The 18923-nt window shown below is 43.7% G+C and carries 21 protein-coding genes; 19 read left to right on the top strand and 2 right to left on the bottom strand.

The features are described 5' to 3' along the window. Window positions 1–9 precede the first annotated feature (9 nt). The 17 genes from ligA to DUK53_RS16185 all read left to right on the top strand — a co-directional run bounded on the left by ligA (window position 10) and on the right by DUK53_RS16185 (window position 15959). Window positions 10–2025, top strand: coding sequence for an NAD-dependent DNA ligase LigA (gene ligA, locus DUK53_RS16265; RefSeq protein ID WP_036130624.1), 2016 nt, complete (start codon window positions 10–12; stop codon window positions 2023–2025). Continuing rightward, window positions 2022–3143, top strand: a complete 1122-nt coding sequence (locus DUK53_RS16260; RefSeq protein WP_036130628.1) for a CamS family sex pheromone protein — start codon at window positions 2022–2024, stop codon at window positions 3141–3143. Before ligA ends, DUK53_RS16260 begins: the two co-directional genes overlap by 4 nt. A 303-nt stretch (window positions 3144–3446) precedes the next feature. Then, window positions 3447–3740 (top strand): Asp-tRNA(Asn)/Glu-tRNA(Gln) amidotransferase subunit GatC, encoded by a 294-nt coding sequence (gatC, locus tag DUK53_RS16255; protein WP_036077618.1) that lies wholly within the window; start codon window positions 3447–3449, stop codon window positions 3738–3740. A 26-nt stretch (window positions 3741–3766) separates the two neighbouring features. After that, entirely contained in the window at window positions 3767–5218 is a 1452-nt protein-coding gene (gene gatA, locus DUK53_RS16250; protein ID WP_036090026.1) for an Asp-tRNA(Asn)/Glu-tRNA(Gln) amidotransferase subunit GatA, read from the top strand. Window positions 5219–5233: 15 nt separating this feature from the next. After that, window positions 5234–6664 (top strand): Asp-tRNA(Asn)/Glu-tRNA(Gln) amidotransferase subunit GatB, encoded by a 1431-nt coding sequence (gatB, locus tag DUK53_RS16245; protein ID WP_036130630.1) that lies wholly within the window; start codon window positions 5234–5236, stop codon window positions 6662–6664. Window positions 6665–6845: 181 nt separating this feature from the next. Continuing rightward, window positions 6846–7787: a diacylglycerol kinase gene (locus DUK53_RS16240; protein WP_036090019.1), complete on the top strand. Its 942-nt coding sequence runs from the start codon at window positions 6846–6848 to the stop codon at window positions 7785–7787. A 174-nt stretch (window positions 7788–7961) separates the two neighbouring features. Continuing rightward, a complete protein-coding gene (locus tag DUK53_RS16235) occupies window positions 7962–8723 on the top strand; it encodes a hypothetical protein (protein ID WP_036090016.1) in 762 nt (253 codons plus the stop codon). 251 nt (window positions 8724–8974) lie between these two features. Then, window positions 8975–10339 carry a 23S rRNA (uracil(1939)-C(5))-methyltransferase RlmD gene (rlmD, locus tag DUK53_RS16230; RefSeq protein WP_124893105.1) on the top strand — a complete coding sequence of 455 codons (1365 nt, stop codon included), beginning with the start codon at window positions 8975–8977 and terminating at the stop codon, window positions 10337–10339. A 215-nt stretch (window positions 10340–10554) separates the two neighbouring features. After that, entirely contained in the window at window positions 10555–10899 is a 345-nt protein-coding gene (locus DUK53_RS16225) for a hypothetical protein (protein WP_036131591.1), read from the top strand. A gap of 15 nt (window positions 10900–10914) precedes the next feature. Further along, window positions 10915–11331, top strand: coding sequence for an arsenate reductase ArsC (locus DUK53_RS16220; protein WP_036089850.1), 417 nt, complete (start codon window positions 10915–10917; stop codon window positions 11329–11331). 155 nt (window positions 11332–11486) lie between these two features. Then, on the top strand, window positions 11487–12086 hold the full coding sequence (locus DUK53_RS16215) for a YdeI/OmpD-associated family protein (protein ID WP_036131590.1): 600 nt from the start codon (window positions 11487–11489) through the stop codon (window positions 12084–12086). Window positions 12087–12110: 24 nt separating this feature from the next. Beyond that, a complete protein-coding gene (locus tag DUK53_RS16210) occupies window positions 12111–12464 on the top strand; it encodes a hypothetical protein (protein WP_036131587.1) in 354 nt (117 codons plus the stop codon). Window positions 12465–12477: 13 nt separating this feature from the next. Continuing rightward, window positions 12478–12756, top strand: coding sequence for a hypothetical protein (locus DUK53_RS16205; RefSeq protein ID WP_036131585.1), 279 nt, complete (start codon window positions 12478–12480; stop codon window positions 12754–12756). 106 nt (window positions 12757–12862) lie between these two features. Beyond that, window positions 12863–13120, top strand: coding sequence for a hypothetical protein (locus DUK53_RS16200; protein WP_036131583.1), 258 nt, complete (start codon window positions 12863–12865; stop codon window positions 13118–13120). A gap of 197 nt (window positions 13121–13317) precedes the next feature. Further along, on the top strand, window positions 13318–14223 hold the full coding sequence (locus DUK53_RS16195) for an acetamidase/formamidase family protein (RefSeq protein ID WP_036131579.1): 906 nt from the start codon (window positions 13318–13320) through the stop codon (window positions 14221–14223). 1 nt (window position 14224) lies between these two features. Next, the gene (locus tag DUK53_RS16190; protein ID WP_036131576.1) at window positions 14225–15580 is read left to right on the top strand and encodes an APC family permease; all 1356 of its coding nucleotides are present in this window, start codon (window positions 14225–14227) and stop codon (window positions 15578–15580) included. A gap of 103 nt (window positions 15581–15683) precedes the next feature. Next, window positions 15684–15959, top strand: a complete 276-nt coding sequence (locus tag DUK53_RS16185) for a hypothetical protein (RefSeq protein WP_036131573.1) — start codon at window positions 15684–15686, stop codon at window positions 15957–15959. Between the two features lie 17 nt (window positions 15960–15976). Here the strand turns inward: DUK53_RS16185 and DUK53_RS16180 are convergent, their stop codons facing one another. Beyond that, window positions 15977–17434, bottom strand: coding sequence for a sodium:solute symporter family protein (locus DUK53_RS16180; RefSeq protein ID WP_036131570.1), 1458 nt, complete (start codon window positions 17432–17434; stop codon window positions 15977–15979). Beyond that, entirely contained in the window at window positions 17431–17622 is a 192-nt protein-coding gene (locus tag DUK53_RS16175) for a DUF3311 domain-containing protein (RefSeq protein WP_036131567.1), read from the bottom strand. The genes DUK53_RS16180 and DUK53_RS16175 overlap by 4 nt, the downstream gene beginning before the upstream one ends. 153 nt (window positions 17623–17775) lie before the next feature. Here DUK53_RS16175 and DUK53_RS16170 point away from each other — a divergent pair, with 153 nt between their 5' ends. Both DUK53_RS16170 and DUK53_RS16165 read left to right on the top strand, forming a co-directional pair. Further along, window positions 17776–18336, top strand: a complete 561-nt coding sequence (locus tag DUK53_RS16170; RefSeq protein ID WP_036131563.1) for a hypothetical protein — start codon at window positions 17776–17778, stop codon at window positions 18334–18336. A 110-nt stretch (window positions 18337–18446) separates the two neighbouring features. After that, window positions 18447–18743 (top strand): hypothetical protein, encoded by a 297-nt coding sequence (locus DUK53_RS16165; protein ID WP_052164881.1) that lies wholly within the window; start codon window positions 18447–18449, stop codon window positions 18741–18743. Window positions 18744–18923: the final 180 nt, after the last annotated feature.

Here is an 18923-nt window from a genome sequence, read left to right as displayed (position 1 = left end):
TGAAGCGAAATGGCTGAAAGAGAACGTTATGAAGAATTAATAAAGGAACTGGAGCGGCTGAGCTATGAATACTATGTCGCGGATAACCCAACGTCCCCGGATTCCCTCTATGATCAACTTTTGCATGAATTGATTGCTTTGGAGGAGGAAAATCCGGATTGGGTGACGCCAGAATCGCCGTCGCAGCGTGTTGGTGGGGAAGTCCTTGCTGGTTTTCAGAAGGTGGCGCATGAAACGCCGATGCTCAGTCTGGGCAATGCGTTCAACCAAGAGGATTTGCAAGACTTTGACCGCCGCGTACGTGAGAAAGTGGGCGAGGACGTAGCTTACATGTGCGAGCTCAAAATTGATGGTTTAGCGGTTTCTTTGCAATATGAAGCAGGGAAGTATAAGCGCGGGGCAACACGTGGTGATGGAACGGTTGGCGAGGATATCACATCGAATTTAAGAACGATTCGATCGATTCCGATGACGCTTAAAGAACCGTTCACGATTGAAGTCCGCGGAGAAGCGTTCATGCCAAAGCAGTCATTTCAAAAACTGAATGAAAAACGAGAAGAAGATGGCCTAGAGGTCTTTGCTAATCCGCGTAATGCGGCGGCTGGGTCTCTGCGCCAATTAGATACGAAAATTGCGGCATCACGAAACTTAGATATTTTCTTATATGCGGTGGCGGATTTCGGTGATATGGGTGTCGCGACACATAGCGAAGGCTTGGCGCGGTTAGAGAAATTAGGTTTAAAGGTGAATAAAGAACGCCGGTTGTGCCAGTCTTTAGAAGAAATTTTTTCGTATATAGAGGAATGGACGGCAGCTCGTTCAGGACTTGCGTATGATATCGATGGGATTGTTATCAAGGTGGACAGCTTGGAACAGCAACGGACGCTTGGCTTCACCGCGAAGTCGCCGCGTTGGTCAATTGCTTATAAATTCCCAGCCGAAGAAGTCGCCACGAAACTGCTAGATATCGAACTTGGCATCGGGCGTACCGGCGTTGTGACACCGACCGCGATTTTAGAACCGGTTCGTGTAGCTGGGACAACGGTTGGTCGGGCTTCACTTCATAACGAGGACTTAATTCGTGAGCGCGATATCCGGATTGGTGACACCGTTTTGATCAAAAAAGCGGGCGACATCATTCCAGAGGTGATTCGCGTGGTGGAGGAAGATCGGACGGAAGAACAAGTCCCGTATCACATGCCGACGCATTGTCCGACGTGTGAGAGTGAGCTGGTTCGTTTGGAAGGCGAAGTTGCCTTGCGCTGTATTAATCCAAAGTGCCCCGCTCAGCTAAAGGAAGGCCTGATTCACTTTGTTTCGCGTAATGCGATGAACATTGACGGTTTAGGTGAAAAAGTAGTCGTTCAGCTTTTTGAACAGAAATTAATTACAGATGTAGCAGATTTGTTTTTCCTTTCGGGCGAAAAACTGGTAGAATTAGAGAGAATGGGCGAGAAGTCTGTTCAGAACTTACTAGCTTCTATTGATAAAAGCCGCGAGAATTCATTGGAGAAGCTGCTGTTTGGCCTTGGTATACGTCATGTTGGCGCGAAGGCAGCGAAGGTTTTAGCGCAGTATTTTGAAACGATGGACGCGTTACGTGTAGCTGAGAAAGAAGCTTTGATTGAGGTGCCTGATATTGGTGAGAAGATGGCGGACTCGATTGTTGCTTATTTTGAGAACGAAGAAGTGCACGATTTGTTAGCGAAGTTGGAGAAAGCCGAAGTGAACATGATGTATACAGGTCCAAAACTGGAATTGATGCCAGAAGAAGCGCTTGTTTTTGCGAATCAGAAAGTTGTTTTAACAGGGAAATTAGAACATCTGAAACGTGAGGAAGCGAAGGCGTTGATTGAGAGTTTGGGCGGAAATGTTACGGGGAGCGTAAGTAAGAACACGGATGTTGTTGTGGCAGGAAGTGATGCGGGCTCCAAACTGGCGAAAGCTGAAGAATTAGGGATAGCCATATGGAGTGAGCAAAAATTAATGGAATATTTACCAGATGAAGGTGGTCAAAACAAATGAAAAAATTACTAGTCGTTTCCCTTAGCACCGCTCTTTTACTTGCAGGATGTGCCCCGAGCCTCAATTCGGATGAACAGGTTGTACAGAAAAAAGACACAAAGCAAGCGGAAACAGGTATCATGACAAAAAATCAGATTTCCGCGGATTATTATAAAACAGTGTTGCCGTATAAGCCCAGTAAATCGCGTGGATTAGTTGTTTCAAATATTAACTCCCGCTACGATATTAATGAATTAGAATCAGGTTTGATGAGGGTTTCACAACAGAGCTATTCACCAGATGATTACCTTTTTCAAGAGGGGCAATATTTGACGTCAGAGACTTTGACGAAATGGTTGGATCGTTCAAGTGACAAGAATAAAGACGGTCTGAACCCGAAAAATAATGGTAAAGATGGCGAGCAGCGCGCTCCGATTTATTTGGCGCATATTTTAGAACAAGATTATTTGAAGAAAACGGATAAGAATACAGTTGGACTTGGCGGTATTTCGATTGCTTTGGCGATGAATTCTGTGGATTATTATCAGAAGGAGAAATACGGCGCGACATTCGAGCAGAACATTTCGGATAGCACGTTGCTGACGCAAGGTAAGGAAATGGCGGCGACGGTGTTGAACCGCATCAGAGCGACCAAAGGATTGGATTCTGTACCCGTCACAATTGCGATTTATAAGCAAGGGAAGCGTGACGGTGTTGTTCCGGGTAATTTTATTGCCTCGACAACTGCGGATGGCGCGAGTCTCGGCAAATGGAAAACAATCGATGAGAAGAGTTATGTCTTACCGTCTGCGGATGCGAAATCGGATCACAAGACGGATAACACCTCATTTGAAGATTTTAAAGCCGATATCGAGAAATATTACCCGAACTACACAGGTGTCGTTGGACGTGCTCGTTATGAGGACGGCGAGATGGCGGACCTCAATATTGATATCCCGCTACAATTTTACGGAGAAGCCGAAATTATCGGATTTACGCAGTATGTGACCGATTTACTCGGAAAACATCTCTCGACAAATGCGGCAATTCAGGTTAATATTACTACAACTGATGGTACTGCGGCGCTCATCACACGCAAGGCAAATGATGATACACCAACAGCACACATCTTTGACTAAATAAAATGGCGGATACTCTAGATAAATCGGCGACAAGCGCTCGGATTTCACAAGTTTGATGGACTTCCGGTTCTCGTGTATAAATCGTACACTCCGCTTTGTTGGGACTGTTCAGCATGTAATGAGTTGCAGTCCCAATATAAGCGTGAACAAAGTGAGCGGTTATTCGTTCCAAACTTGCGGTATCCAAACGCTTTCGCTCGATTTGTTTAAAGCAAGATGTAGAGCCTACACTATAAAAGGTGGGCTCAGTTACCTATCAAATTAGCTGGGAGAATCCAACTATTTAAAGGAGGAAAAATTTTGACAACTATTTCAAAAGAAACAGTAGAGCGAGTGGCGAACTTGGCGCGTTTAGAAGTGAGTGACCAAGAGGCGGAAAACTTTGCGAAACAATTAGGGAACATCATTCACATGGTGGAGAAATTAGATGAGCTAGATACGGCGAATGTAGAGCCGACATCGCATGCGATTGAAGTATCGAATGTATTACGCGAAGATGCATCGATTGCAGGCTTACCGCGCGAAGAAGTGCTGAAGAATGCGCCTGATAAACAAGATGGCATGTTTAAAGTACCGACAATTATGGAAGACTAATTCAGACAAATCAGGAGGGAATTAATTTGGGATTATTTGAGCATTCGGTAAAAGATTTACATGAAAAGCTTGTGAAAAAAGAAATCGCGCCATACGATCTTGTGAAAGAATCATTTGACCGCATTGATGCTGTTGAGGATAAAGTGAAATCGTTCATTACGTTAAATCGTGATAAAGCGCTAGATGTTGCGGAAGAACTTGGGGATGCTGGGATTGATCCGAATAATATGCTAGCTGGTCTTCCAATCGGGATTAAAGATAATATCGTGACGAAAAATTTACGTACGACTGCTGCAAGTAAAATTTTGGAGAACTTTGATCCAATTTATGATGCAACGGTTATGCAAAAATTAAAAGCCGCGCAAACAATCAATATCGGAAAAGTAAACTTGGATGAGTTTGCGATGGGTTCGTCAACGGAGAATTCTTATTTCCAAACAACGACGAATCCGTGGAATTTAAACAAAGTACCTGGTGGCTCTTCGGGTGGTAGTGCTGCGAGTGTTGCCGCTGGTGAAGTTTTATTTTCATTGGGATCAGATACTGGTGGTTCGATTCGTCAACCTGCTGCATTCTGTGGTGTTGTTGGGATGAAACCTACATATGGCCGCGTTTCCCGTTATGGTTTAATCGCCTTTGCTTCTTCGCTTGATCAAATTGGACCAATTACGCGTACGGTGGAAGATAATGCGTACTTGTTAGAAGCAATTTCTGGTGTGGATCCGTATGACTCAACGTCGATCGATCAACCAGTGGAGAACTTCGCTGCTCATTTGACAGGGGATATTAAAGGCCTGCGTATCGGTGTACCAAAAGAGTATATCGGTGAAGGCGTGGAACCAGGCGTGAAAGAAGCGGTTCTAAAAGCATTGAAAACATTAGAAGACTTGGGCGCGACTTGGGATGAAGTGTCATTACCTCATTCCGAATATGGCGTTGCGAGTTATTATATTCTAGCATCTAGTGAAGCATCTTCTAACCTTGCTCGTTTTGATGGCGTCCGTTACGGTTACCGTTCACCAAACGCGCATACATTAGAAGAACTGTACAAAAAATCACGCGCAGAAGGTTTTGGCGATGAGGTAAAACGCCGCATCATGCTTGGAACTTTTGCCCTAAGCTCAGGTTATTACGATGCTTACTACAAAAAAGGACAACAAGCACGTACGTTGATCAAGCAAGATTTCGCGAATGTGTTTAAGGATTACGATGTTATTATCGGCCCAAGTGCGCCAACTGTCGCGTTTGATATCGGTGGCTTGATTCATGATCCAATCACGATGTACCTGAATGACTTGTTGACGATTCCGATTAACTTGGCTGGACTTCCGGCGATTTCGGTTCCTTGTGGCCTTTCAGAAGGTATGCCAGTCGGTTTGCAAGTGATTGGTAACTACTTCGATGAAAAAACGATTTACCGTGTCGCACATGCGTTTGAACAAGCTACAGAATTCCATAAAGAAAAACCAAGTTTATAGGGGAGGGCGAGACATATGAATTTTGAAACAGTAATCGGACTTGAGGTCCATGTAGAATTGAAAACAGAATCCAAAATCTTTTCGCCGGCACCTGCTCATTTTGGCGCTGAACCGAATACCAATACCCATGTGGTCGACCTTGGAATGCCAGGCGTCTTGCCAGTTTTGAATAAAAAAGCAGTAGAATACGGCATGAAAGCAGCGATGGCAATCAACTGTGAAATCGCAGAACATACGAAATTCGACCGCAAAAACTATTTCTATCCGGATAATCCGAAAGCCTACCAAATTTCGCAATTCGATAAGCCAATCGGTGAACACGGCTGGATTGACGTGGAAGTAAACGGCGAGAAGAAGCGTATCGGTGTCACACGCCTTCATTTAGAAGAGGATGCAGGTAAAAATACGCATACATCGCATGGTTACTCACTTGTGGATCTTAACCGTCAAGGTACGCCGCTTGTTGAAATCGTGTCTGAGCCAGATATGCGTACGGCTGACGAGGCTTATGCTTACCTTGAAAAAATCAAATCCATCATCCAATACACAGGCGTTTCTGATGTAAAAATGGAAGAAGGATCGATGCGTTGTGATGCAAATATCTCGATTCGTCCAGTTGGTCAAGAAGAATTCGGCGTGAAAACCGAGCTTAAAAACTTGAACTCCTTCAACAACGTGCGTAAAGGTATCGAATATGAAATCAAGCGCCAAGCAGAAGTTTTGATGGCTGGTGGCATTATTGAACAAGAAACGCGCCGTTTTGAGGAAGCAACTGGTAAAACGACGTTGATGCGTATTAAAGAAGGTTCGGACGATTATCGTTATTTCCCAGAGCCAGATTTGGTAGATTTATATATTGATGACGCTTGGAAAGAACGCATTCGTGCTGAAATTCCGGAGCTTCCAGATAAACGCCAAGCGCGCTACGTTACGGATTTAGGCCTCCCAGCATACGATGCGATGGTACTGACGCTAACAAAAGAGATGTCCGATTTCTTTGAAGCAACAATCGCAAAAGGTGCCGATGCAAAACAAGCATCTAACTGGTTAATGGGCGAAGTTTCGGCTTATTTAAACGCCGAGCAACAAGAACTTGCCGATACGAAATTAACACCTGAAAACCTAGCTGGCATGATTGGACTTATCGAAAAAGGCACGATTTCTTCCAAAATTGCGAAGAAAGTTTTCCGTGAGTTAATCACGAACGGTGGGGACGCAGAGGAAGTCGTGAAAGCGAAAGGTCTTATTCAAATTTCCGACGCTGGCGAACTAAGAGGCATCATTTCTGGTATCCTTGACCAAAACGAGCAATCCGTGACCGATTTCAAAAACGGAAAAGATCGCGCGGTTGGTTTCCTAGTTGGACAAGTTATGAAAGCAACAAAAGGTCAAGCCAATCCAACAATGGTAAACGAAATTTTAGTCGATGAGATGAACAAACGTTAAATAGTATACAGAGTTACTGGGGGCATCGATACGCTCCTAGTAACTTTTTTTGCGTTTGGCTTATCTTCAAAATGGGTTTTTGAGTAGTAATTTGGTATAATGGTAAGTATTCGGGGCTGAGACAAATGAGCAGAACGGGATTGGCGTTTGTATTCAGATTTGAGAGGACGGAGAATATACTATGCAAAAACGAGCGCGGGTGATTTACAACCCGACATCAGGGCGAGAAATTATTAAGAAAAACTTGGCTGATGTGCTAATGATATTGGAAAATGCAGGATATATAACGAGCTCCCATGCGACGACACCAGCGGAAAATGACGCAAAAAATGAGGCGCGAAAGGCTGTTGAGGATCGCTATGACTTAGTCGTTGCAGCGGGCGGCGATGGCACGATAAATGAGGTTATTAATGGTATCGCAGAGCAGGATTACCGGCCGAAAGTAGGGATTATTCCGACTGGCACGACAAATGATTTTGCGCGGGCATTGAAGATTCCGCGGGACGTGATTAAGGCGACGGAGATCATTGCAAAGGGCGCTAGCGTCGCGATGGATATTGGAAAAGCGAATGACACGTATTTTATCAATATTGGCGGTGGTGGACGGATTACCGAGCTGACGTATGATGTTCCGAGTCGTTTAAAGACGATGATTGGCCAGCTGGCGTACTATCTGAAAGGCATTGAAATGTTGCCATCACTCAAGCCAACACCAGTGAAGGTCGAGTACGATGATGGTATTTTTGAAGGCGAAGCGATGTTTTTCTTGCTTGGACTTACGAATTCGATTGGCGGCTTTGAGAAAATTGCGCCGGATGCTAAACTAGATGATGGCAAATTTTCACTGATTATCGTGAAAAAAGTGAACTTGGCGGAGTTTATTCGATTGGTGACACTGGCTTTACGAGGAGATCATATCAAGGAGCCAAACGTGATTTATGTGAAGTCGGAGAAGGTTATTGTGCATTCAGAGGAACAGATGTTGATCAATTTGGACGGGGAACTCGGCGGCGAAACACCGATGACCTTCCAAAACTTGAAGCAACACATTTCCTTCTTTGCAAACGTGGCGGATATTCCAGCATCGGACCTAAATAATAAACAAATGGAAATGATTGACTAGTAAACAAACAGACAGGCCGAATGACTCTGAGACATTGAGATTCATTCGGTTTTTTGTAATATATTCTGGCGTAACTGTAATCTTTGTAAAGAACTTGTATTAATCCGTAAAATGCGATATAATGGTGGAAGCTGTTATGAGACAGTTAGAAACAAGGAAGAAGGTGTTTGCGACTTGAAAAGCAGTCGTGTAAGCCGTTTTATTATTGGTTTGTTGGCATGCATAGCCATCGGGGGTGCAGCCTTTCTTATATTTTGGAATGTGCAGGCGGAAGAAGTGATGCCTGAGGTTGATCAAGCGAAATTAATGGATAGTAATAGAACGTGGATTAAGACGAACACAAGCATTGCGATTGGGCCGAATCTGGTCGTTCCTATCAAAGGGGACAGTACGGTAACGAGCATCGCAAGCAATGGCGATTTAATCCTCGATACAACGAATAAAGCCGTTTTAACAAAAATGGCAAAAGTGGATGCGAAATATCAAGCAATGGATCGTTTCCGAGTTAGAATTTTTGCGAACAAGGTATCAACGGTGATGAACCCAGCAACATTCCAATATACGAATGACAAAGTGGATGGTTTTTTGACGAGCTATTCGATTTTGAATGGAACCTTGGATAAAACGGCGGGTAAAAGCTTTGGACTGACGGCAAAAGCGGGGACAACGATGCAAGTGAATGAGAAACTAGAAACAATTTATTCTAGTGGACTTGCTGAGAAAGTTGCGCCAATTTTGGGTATCAATCCGAAGATATCGAGTCAGTATTTAGAAGATGAATTTAATGTGACGACAGGTGAAACGGTGACTGCCTATCCTAGACAGTTGGAATATCAGTTTAGCGCCGAAAAGACATCGCTTGCTTTCTTTAAAGGGGATAGTGATGAGGAGATTACGCAACCAGTTGGATTGGAATATGTGATTAAGGAAAAATGAAGAGCAGAAGAATCCTAATTATTGATTTTGAGTAGGATGTGAATTTTGCTTTACACAAATCGAGCGAAAGCGTTTGTATTCAGGCAGTTTAGTGGAAGCCGGAGAGCTACGTGTACGAGTGTACATGAGAACCGGAAGTCCGCCAAACTGCCTGAATGCGAGCGTTTGTCGCCGATTTTTTTTGCGTATGTTCTATTCTCCTTTTTTTTGGTATAATGTGAAGAGTCTAGATATGATGAGGGAGGGCAAATATGGGTGCTCCAGTGAGTAAGAATGAGTGTATTGATGTTGTTTTTGAGGATTTAACGCATGATGGTAATGCTGTCGCGAAGATAAATGGTTATCCGATTTTTGTGCCGCAGGGTTTGCCGGAAGAAACGGCGCGGATTAAGGTGATTAAGACGAATAAGAACTACGGATTTGGCAAAATTATCGAGTTGACGAAGGAAAGTGTGGATCGGGTGACGCCGCCTTGTGTTGTTTATTCGCAGTGTGGTGGTTGTCAGTTGCAGCATCTGAGTTATGACGGGCAATTACGCGTGAAGCAAAAACAAGTGGCGCAGGTGATGAAGCGGATTGGGAAGCAGGACGTAGAGGTATTGCCGACGCTTGGTATGGCGGAGCCTTGGCGTTACCGGAATAAGGCGCAAGTTCCAGTTGGGTTTGTGAACGGGAAATTGGTCGCGGGATTTTATCAGCAGCGCTCGCATCAGATTATTGATATGGATACGTGTTTGATTCAGCATGAGGAAAATGATGCAGCGATTCAGATTGCGCGTGGTGTTTTTGCGAAGTACCATATTGAACCGTATGATGAAACGACGCGAAAAGGTGTGTTGCGCCATTTGATGACGCGTTTTGCGACGACGACGGGTGAATTGATGCTTGTGATGGTGACAACGAAGCCGAATTTTCCAAATAAGGAGCAGATTGTGGCGGAGTTGCAGACGGCGATCCCTGGTTTGACATCGCTTGTTCAGAATGTGAATGCGGCGAATACAAATGTGATTTTTGGGGATCGTACGGATGTTTTGTGGGGTCGTGAGTACATTATGGACACGATTCACGGGATTTCTTTTGCGATTTCGGCGCGGTCGTTTTATCAGGTGAATCCGGAGCAGACAGAGGTTTTGTATGCGGAGGCGCTGCGTTTGGCGGAGTTGACGGGCGAGGAAACGGTGATTGACGCGTATTGTGGCATTGGATCGATATCGCTGTGCTTGGCAAAAGGGGCGAAACAGGTATACGGCGTGGAAATTGTGCCACAAGCGATTGAGGATGCGCGCGCGAATGCCAAGTTGAACAAGATGGATAATGTCACCTTCGAGGTTGGGAAGACGGAAGAGGTGATTCCGGCTTGGTTTAAAGATGGTATCGTGGCAGATGTGCTGGTTGTCGATCCACCGCGCAAGGGCTGTGACGAGGCGCTACTTGAGACAATTTTGAAAATGAAACCGAAACGGGTTGTTTATGTATCGTGCAATCCATCGACGTTAGCGCGGGATATGTTGGTGTTGACGGACGGTGGTTACGAGGCGAAAGTCGTTCAGCCTGTAGACATGTTCCCACAAACAACACATGTGGAGTGTGTGACGGTGCTACAAAGACAAATATAGAATAAAGGCACTGAGTATAGTTTATTCAGTGTCTTTTTGGTGGAAGAAAAAGCCCTCTAAGCTATTTAACTAACTCAAAGAAGCTCTCGTTTGAAATCAAATAAACTGGCAATACGTTACTTCCAATGTATAATAGAGTATAGAGCGTCATAAGATAATTGGAGGGTTAGCATGTCAATCTGTATGCTAAAAATCATGATAGGAGGCTTTGCATAGTGAATAAACAAGCTATTGCTGAATCATTCTCAATGGGACGCTTCGAGGAGATATACCCATATTTATCTGATTCCATTGAATGGCATATTATTGGTGAAGGTACGATCACAGGAATAGAAAACGTGATTGGTAAATGCGAGGAGACAAGTGCTTACTTTAAATCCGTGACTACAAAATGTGACATCAAAAATATAATTACACAAAACAATCAGGTTGTCATAAGCGGCCTGGCGTTTTTTGGGAAAAAGGATGAAATATCTTGTATCAATGCATGTGACATATATACATTTGATGACAGTGGTTTTATTCGGGAAATGGAGTCTTATTGTATCCCTATAAAATAAGGAAGAGGTGTTTAGATGACAAAAATTGCATTTATCTGTATTCATAATTCTTGTCGCTCGCAAATGGCAGAAGCATGGGGAAAAGTAGTACTAGGTGATATTTCAGAAGTGTATTCCGCTGGTACCGAAGAATATCCAGAAGTAAAACCGTTAGCAGTTGTTGCTATGAATGAAGTTGGGATAGATACTTCTGAGCAACATCCAAAACTATTGAAGGATATTCCTCAAAAACTTGATATTTTAATTACGATGGGTTGCGGAGTAGAGTGTCCTTATGTACCAGCCAAGTACCGTGAGGATTGGGGTTTAGATGATCCTAGCGGTGGAACAATAGAAGATTTTCGTGTTACCCGTGATTTAATTGAAACAAGAGTCAACACATTAAGAGATAGGATATTGAATGGAGATATTAAGGACAAACTTATGGATTAAATCCTGTTTATATTAAGGGAAGTGTACGGCAACCTAAAAGATAGAACAGTAATCTTGATTTGAGCTAAACTTTTCAGCCAAATTTGCAAGTCCTCCTAAATTAAGTTAAAATAACACGTGATACAGTATAGAATTTTAGAGTGAGGTGTTCTTTGATGGCAGCAGGTGAAATGACGCCTAAAGTGGATGAGTACTTGGGTAAAGCGAAGAGGTATAAGGACGAATTTGCAGAATTGAGAAGAATGGCGCTGGAATGTGGTGTAACGGAAGATATTAAATGGAAAAATATTTGTTTCATGTCTGAGGGCAAGAATGTTTTTTTGATACATGGTTTTAAGGAGTATTTTGCGATTTTATTTATGAAGGGTGTGCTGTTTAAGGATCCGAATGGTATTTTAATTCAGCAAACGCCGAATGTGCAGTCGGCGCGCCAGATTCGGTTCACGAGTTTGGAGCAGGTTGTGGAGATGGAGCCAATTATTAAGGCTTACATGGAGGAAGCGATTGCCGTTGAGAAATCGGGGGCGGAAGTGGAATTTAAGAAGCAGGAGGAAGTTGGAATTCCAGAAGAGTTACAGCAGAAATTCGATGAAATGCCGGCTTTTAGAGAGGCTTTTGAGGGATTGACTCCGGGACGTCAGCGGGCGTATATCCTGTTCTTTGCGTCGCCGAAACAAGCGAAGACGCGGGAGTCGCGGATTGAGAAGAATGTGGACCGGATTATGGATGGCATTGGGTTGAACGATCGCTTTTAATTGAGACATGAGGAGGATACAAAAATGAAAAAGTTATTCGATGAAACGCATGAATCGGAGGCTCGGTATTATCGCACGGTTTGGTATGGTTATGTAGAAGGGGATTTAGACGCGGCGTTACAAGAAACTATTGTGTCGACGGTGCAAACGGATCTGGCGCAAAAATCAGAGAATGCACCAACTGCGACGCATTGGGTGTTTTATGGTGGCGCTACGAGCAAGGATGCGATTGGTGACACGGTTCGTCCTTCGCTGATGATTCGCTATCGTGATGGCGAATTTGTGAGCAATTATAGCATGAGTGATTTTGATTTTGTGATTGCTTTTGATAGGATTATGGCTTTTAAAGAGAAGTTAGATAAACAATTAAACGCGTAGGGGTGCGGATTTTGTGATTACGGTTAGCCAATTGTTTTGGTTTGTACTCGTGGCTTTGGCCTCGCATGTCTTTGATTTCATACCGAAAAATAAAGGGCGGGCATGGATTACGATGCTTGTTCTGGCACTGCGCATTTACTGGGCGATTTTTTGGCTCGGAATGGGTGTTCAAGCGACGGTTATCTTGGTTGCTTTTGAGATGATTACGGTGTTTATTGCCGCGATTTATACAGCCTCGACCAAGGATGAGCGAGTGAGTTATAAAGTGAGCGCGTACTTTTCAAAAAAATAAGGAATGTGACACTGTGCAGAATTTTGTATAGTGTTTTTTTGTTTGGTATGTTAATTTTTGTGGTAAAAGGCTTATATACATATAATTAGCGAGGGGTGATGGTACTATGCGGGAACTTCATTTTCAAGAAAAGATGGATGGTTTTCAGATTCGATTAGTGTCTGAGAGTACGAAGATGTATACGCACATTACAATCATTGCGAGAAATGATGCTGGTGAAGGCTTCCGGCATAGCACGAAATATATGACATTCTTTTTGCATCCAGAGGTCATGTTAGGGCGGGCTACCAAGGCGTTTAATCGTAAAAATCCATACGGTATCACGTTCGATTGGACAAGGAAAGCGACTATTATATTGGAGTAAATAGGTATTCGATTGCGAAGGATCAGTCGCAAAGCTTTACGCCGATTTCAGAAGTGATGGCATAGAATAATAAGCTGGACATGGATGTGTGTATTCTGTGTCTAGTTTTTATGTTCGCAATTGTCAAAAATCTACATTGACAAACGGCGAATTTAGCTATAAGATAGATGCATTCAAGTGGAGAGGGTGACATAGAAATGGTACAGATTATTAAAAAAGGCGCGCCGATTTATGCGATGGATAAAGCGAATCAACCAATAGCAACAGCAAAAGATGGCGACCGACTTATTTTTGAAGCGTATGACTGTTTTGAGGACCAAATTACAGAGGAACATGGCGCATTTGAAAAGTTGGACTGGAATCGGATTAATCCAGCGACTGGGCCGGTTTATGTAGAGGGCGCGGAGGTTGGCGATATTCTCGCGGTGACGATTGATAAATTGGACATCGGTGACACGGCGACGCTATTTACAGGACCTGATTCGGGCGTGATGGGTGATGAGTTGACGGAGAACACGATTCGCCGTTTGCCGATTGAAAACGGCGCGATTAAGTTTTCAGAAAAGATAGATATACCGCTGAATACGATGATTGGTGTGATTGGAACGGCTCCTGCTGGGGACGCGGTTTCCTGCGGGACGCCTGACGCGCATGGTGGGAACATGGATTGTAAGGAGATTGGTGAAGGAACGACGTTGTTTCTGCCTGTGAATGTGGCGGGGGCATTGCTCGCGATGGGCGACTGTCATGCGGCGATGGGTGACGGTGAAGTTTCGGTTTGTGGGGCGGAAGTGCCTTGCGATATTACAGTCACAGTGAAGGTTTTTAAAAATAAAGATTGGCCGACACCGTTTTTAATTCGTGATGGAAACTTGGCGACGATTGGTTCTGCGAAAACATTGGACGAGGCAAGCGTGATGGCAACGAAGCAGATGGTTCAATTTGTAGAACAATACACGGATTTATCAAAAGGAAACGCGACTCATTTGCTATCATTGGCCGCGAATTTACGTGTTTGTCAGGTCGTCGATCCGAATAAAACGGCGCGAATGGAATTACCACTTACGTATCTTACAAAATGGAGCACAGAGGAGCTGAACTAAGATGGCACAACCAGAAAAAGGGAGTTTGGAGTCTTTTGGCTACAAGCAAGAATTAAAGAGAACGTTAACATTGAAAGATTTAGTTATATACGGATTGATTTTTATGGTACCGATTGCCCCATTTGGCATTTACGGAGAAGTTGTCACGGCATCGAAAGGAATGATCGTACTTACATATATGATTGGTATGGTCGCAATGCTTTTTACGGCGCTTAGCTATGGCTCGATGTCGCGAGCTTTTCCAATCGCTGGTTCGGTCTACGCCTATGCTCAGCGTGGAATTAACAAAACAGTCGGATTTCTCGCAGGCTGGATGATTTTGCTGGATTACGTTTTTGTACCGGCGCTACTCTATGTGGTCTCGGCGAATTCTTTAAAAGCGATTGTGCCTGATGTGCCGGTTTGGATTTGGCTGGTTATCTTTATTTTGGTGAACAGTTGGATTAATATTCGCGGAATTGCGTTTACCGCGCGGGCGAACATTATTTTCCTTGTCGGCGAATTGATTGTACTCGCGATTTTCATTGCGGTTGGCGTTGTCGCGATTTCGAATGGCGCGGGTGACGGCGTGACGATGAAACCGATTTATAATGCCGCTGATTTCAACTTGCCGTTTGTGATGACCGCGGTGTCAGTTGCCGTGCTTAGTTTCTTAGGTTTTGACGGAATTAGCACGCTTGCGGAGGAGACAAAAGGTGGCAATAAGACGGTCGGAAAAGCGATTTTGTGGGCGCTGATGTTGGTTGGATTCTTGTTCATCATTCAGACGTACATTGCGGCGTTGATACATCCAGATTATCTCAATTTTGACAATATTGATACAGCGTTCTACCAAATTGCGGGAGAAGCTGGCGGACCATTCTTGAAAAATGTAACGATTATCGCGACGATTCTTTCTTGGGGATTTGCGAATGCACTCGCAGCACAGGCGGCTATTTCACGGATTCTATTCGGAATGGCGCGCGATAAGAATTTACCGAAATTCCTTGCAAAAGTGCATCCGCGTTTCCAAACGCCATATCTGAGTACACTCATGGTTGGTTTCGTATCGTTAGTTGTCGGACTTATCTTTGTAAATGATATTGGTATCTTATCATCCATCGTTAACTGCGGTGCATTGACAGCGTTTCTGGTGATTCACGTTTCGGTGGTTTACCATTACATCATCAAAATGAAATCGAAAAACTACTTGCTACATTTGGTGGTGCCAGTGATTGGCTTCCTAATTATTCTGTACGTGATGATTAATCTCGATAACCTCGCGAAAATTATTGGAATTTCATGGCTTGCGGTTGGAGTGGTGTACTACACGATTCTACGTTTAACGAAGAAGAAAACAACGATTGATATGGATTGATTATTAAAAAATAATTATGTAAATACTATCATTTTTTCATGATACAAGAGGTTCCTATCTGTTATACTAGTTTCTTAACTTCACAATCTGATAGGAGGCCGTCATGAAGAAAACTACAATTTTTAAAATCAGCGCTGTTATTATGATGACTCTCAGTTTTTCTTCAGGATTTGATGCGACCAGTGCGGTGATTTTAGACACGCAAAAAGCTGTACATGCAGCGGTCATGGAGCAAAAGATACCAGAGTCAAGCACTCCCATTCATTGGGACGTAAAGATGCCAAGTCATAGTGATGTACATGAAAATGCGGATACACCACTCCGTTTAAAGGAAGCCGAGAGACTTTCGCGAATGGACACAAGACGAAGGCAGAATTGAAAAACTCGGAGCAGACATTAAATCGTGTCTGTTCCGAGTTTTTTTCGTGTCAGGAGGCTCACAATCAACGTCACGATAACGTTTGCTGCTAACGGCAAGAAACCGATATTAATATCACTTATCGCAGTTGGTGCACCTGGAAGTAGCGTCGCCAGCGTCATGCTGTAGTTACTGATGAAAATAGTAATCAAGATACCGACGACAATTCCCGCAAGCGCACCTTGTTTTGTCACTGGATTATGCTTCATCAGACTGGCAAACAGCGACGGACAAAGTTGCACAATCAAGCTATAGCCGACCTGTAGAATTGCAGCTAAGGCATTCCCACCTTGAAAAACGAATAAACAAGAAATAATCGCGAGAACTGGGACGCAAAACTTGGATAAATTCGCAATTTTAGCGTCGGGTGTATTTGGTTTATAGCTGTAAATGATGTTTTTCGTCAGTAAAGTCGCTGCACTCATGAGTAGCATCGAGCCAGGAACGAGGGCGGTGAGCATGCCTGCCGCGCCAATGATACCAACAAACCACGGATCAAATGTCTGCATCGCGAGTTGTAATAAGGCAAGGTCGCTCGCATCACCTTCAAGTCCTGGAACCTGCAAAACAGCGGTAAGTCCGATAAAAATAACAAATAAGAGCATTAATGTATAAATGGGACTGATAATCGCATTTTTACGGAAGGTTCGCGCGTTTTTGGCAGTGAATGTCGACGCAAAAACTTGTGGCCACATGTAGAAACCAAGCACGTAAAATAGGACGGTCGAGATGAACCAAGTCACGGTGTACGTCGTATGCGGAAACGTGAGTAGTTCGGGTTTTACTGCCGCAATTTGGTCGAACATTTGGCCGATACCGCCGTAATAATGAATTGGTAAATAGATGCCCATGAAGACGATAACCGCAAGAATCATGAAGTCTTTTAGAACCGCAATCCAAGCGATGCCGCGAATACCGGAGATGACGGAATAAATGATGATAGCGATGGTTCCGACGACAACAGCAACTTTCATTGGAATCGCGCCGTAAGATGTCAGGGAAACGATGATGCCGAGTCCTTTTAATTGGATGACCACAATCGGAATAATCGCGATGACACCAACGACTGCAACAACCACGCCGAGCAGGTTACTGTTATATTTTTTCGCGAAAAAGTCGGATTGGGAAACAAGTCGGTGTTCGTGTGCGTATTTCCAGATGAGCGGTAATAAAAAGTAGGACGTAACGTAAGATAGGGCGATGTAAACCATGACGTAAACTGCTGATATCCCTTTGGAGTAAGCCCAGCCACTTCCGCCGAGAAAGGAGAACGTCGTGTATACTTCGCCTGCTGTGAGTAGAAATACGAAAACGGTGTTGAAACTGCGTCCGCCGACTGCCCAGTTTTCTAGGTTCATTTTCTGTTTTTGGCGTGCCCTGATTCCGATGACCAAGGTAAGCAGGAAAAAAGCGGTTAAAATGAGGAGTGCAATCATTGTTCTTCCCCCTTATTTTGTTTATCGAAATGGTAGACGATGGCTAAAATAAATGTGGAGAGTAGGATTCCCGCGGCAACCCAGAATAGATTGAACGGCATGCCAAGAACCATCGGCTGGATTCGGTTAGCAAAGGGCATTCCGACTAATATAAAAATAAATGGAATAATAAGTAATAACTTGGCCATGATAATCCCTCTTTCCCTAATTGAAAACTGCTTTCATCTTACAATATTGCGCACTTTTTTTCAATGGGGAATGGCTTTTGTTTTCGGGTTTGGTTTGATAGAATAGGATTGTATAAAAAATCACAAATAAAGCGTGAAGAGGAGACGAATAGAATGGCAATTGACATGTATTTTGATGATCCGGAAGTTGGGCCAGACCGCAAGACGAGCCATCCGCATTTTGTGGCGCATTTCAAATCTGATTTTTATTTTGATTGTGGGGACGAGGAAGCGCCGTTTGGCAGTGATGAGGGCGCGGATGTATTGGTTGCTCTGGAGGAATTTTTTCAGGATAAGGAAGTGGAGGGGATTAGTTTATCGGATTTTCCGCGGCATATCGTGGAGGATCAGTGGGGTATGATGTATTTTGCTCCGAAAGATATGGATGAAGGATCGCTTGCTAAATTGGTTGCGGCGAGTGAGCAGGATGTTTGGCAGTCGGATCAGGTTGTTCTGGCCACGGCGTTTGGACAAATCAAGATTACGGGGTATATTATTCCTGCGCTCAAAGACATGGCGCACGATGCTCTTGGTCGAATGAAAGCGACGAATGACTTGTTGGGACATGAGGACGAATTTGGTTATTATGATAAAATGTTGTATGATTTGATGACGTTTGATAAGACATACGTATCCGTGTTGCCAGATCTTTGGTGTAAGAGATGCCAGATGTAAGCGGGGAATGACATGATTTCTGGGGGAGCTTCTTTAGTATAGTTAGGAAACATAAAAAATTGACTTACCCTATTAGGTAGGGTATACTAAAAGAAAGCGAGACGAAGAATATGCATCTAACCAGAGAATTTGTTTACGTTGATGAGTTTGATAGTAGCACCAAGAAGTTAGGATTTACGAGCGAAGATTACTATAATGTCGAGCAGATACTGCTGTCTGAACCTAAGAAAGGCGTTGTTTTGAAGGATACGAATGGACTTAGGAAATTTCGTTATTCTAAGATAGACGCTAAAGGTGGCAAGAGTGGTGGATTTCGGATTTTTTATGTGGATATCGAGAGCCATCATTTGATTCTGCTGATTACGATGATGAATAAGCGCGAGGCAGATAACCTTACCGACGCATAGCGCAAGCAACTCGGCAAGTTTGTGTCGCAATTGAAGGAATTATATCTCGAATGAGTCTAGTGGTAGTAAGTCAAGTGAAAAGGAGTAGTTATTCGAGTAAAAACTTCGTTTTAAGACCGAACAAAACTAAGCCCGCCAAAATAGTGATTTTTTCGGGCATTACCAAGTATGCGAACATAA

Source organism: Listeria sp. SHR_NRA_18 (genome assembly GCF_003856515.1).
Classification (GTDB): Bacteria; Bacillota; Bacilli; order Lactobacillales; family Listeriaceae; genus Listeria_A; species Listeria_A newyorkensis.
Note: the sequence above shows the minus strand (reverse complement) of the source record. Positions and strands in the feature narration are given on the sequence as shown.

Coding starts and splice junctions, on each gene's coding strand:
- ligA (WP_036130624.1), top strand. CDS start 10: ATGGCTGAAAGAGAACGTTATGAAGAATTAATAAAGGAACTGGAGCGG.
- DUK53_RS16260 (WP_036130628.1), top strand. CDS start 2,022: ATGAAAAAATTACTAGTCGTTTCCCTTAGCACCGCTCTTTTACTTGCA.
- gatB (WP_036130630.1), top strand. CDS start 5,234: ATGAATTTTGAAACAGTAATCGGACTTGAGGTCCATGTAGAATTGAAA.
- DUK53_RS16240 (WP_036090019.1), top strand. CDS start 6,846: ATGCAAAAACGAGCGCGGGTGATTTACAACCCGACATCAGGGCGAGAA.
- rlmD (WP_124893105.1), top strand. CDS start 8,975: ATGGGTGCTCCAGTGAGTAAGAATGAGTGTATTGATGTTGTTTTTGAG.
- DUK53_RS16220 (WP_036089850.1), top strand. CDS start 10,915: ATGACAAAAATTGCATTTATCTGTATTCATAATTCTTGTCGCTCGCAA.
- DUK53_RS16215 (WP_036131590.1), top strand. CDS start 11,487: ATGGCAGCAGGTGAAATGACGCCTAAAGTGGATGAGTACTTGGGTAAA.
- DUK53_RS16210 (WP_036131587.1), top strand. CDS start 12,111: ATGAAAAAGTTATTCGATGAAACGCATGAATCGGAGGCTCGGTATTAT.
- DUK53_RS16200 (WP_036131583.1), top strand. CDS start 12,863: ATGCGGGAACTTCATTTTCAAGAAAAGATGGATGGTTTTCAGATTCGA.
- DUK53_RS16195 (WP_036131579.1), top strand. CDS start 13,318: ATGGTACAGATTATTAAAAAAGGCGCGCCGATTTATGCGATGGATAAA.
- DUK53_RS16190 (WP_036131576.1), top strand. CDS start 14,225: ATGGCACAACCAGAAAAAGGGAGTTTGGAGTCTTTTGGCTACAAGCAA.
- DUK53_RS16185 (WP_036131573.1), top strand. CDS start 15,684: ATGAAGAAAACTACAATTTTTAAAATCAGCGCTGTTATTATGATGACT.
- DUK53_RS16180 (WP_036131570.1), bottom strand. CDS start 17,434: ATGATTGCACTCCTCATTTTAACCGCTTTTTTCCTGCTTACCTTGGTC.
- DUK53_RS16175 (WP_036131567.1), bottom strand. CDS start 17,622: ATGGCCAAGTTATTACTTATTATTCCATTTATTTTTATATTAGTCGGA.
- DUK53_RS16170 (WP_036131563.1), top strand. CDS start 17,776: ATGGCAATTGACATGTATTTTGATGATCCGGAAGTTGGGCCAGACCGC.
- DUK53_RS16165 (WP_052164881.1), top strand. CDS start 18,447: ATGCATCTAACCAGAGAATTTGTTTACGTTGATGAGTTTGATAGTAGC.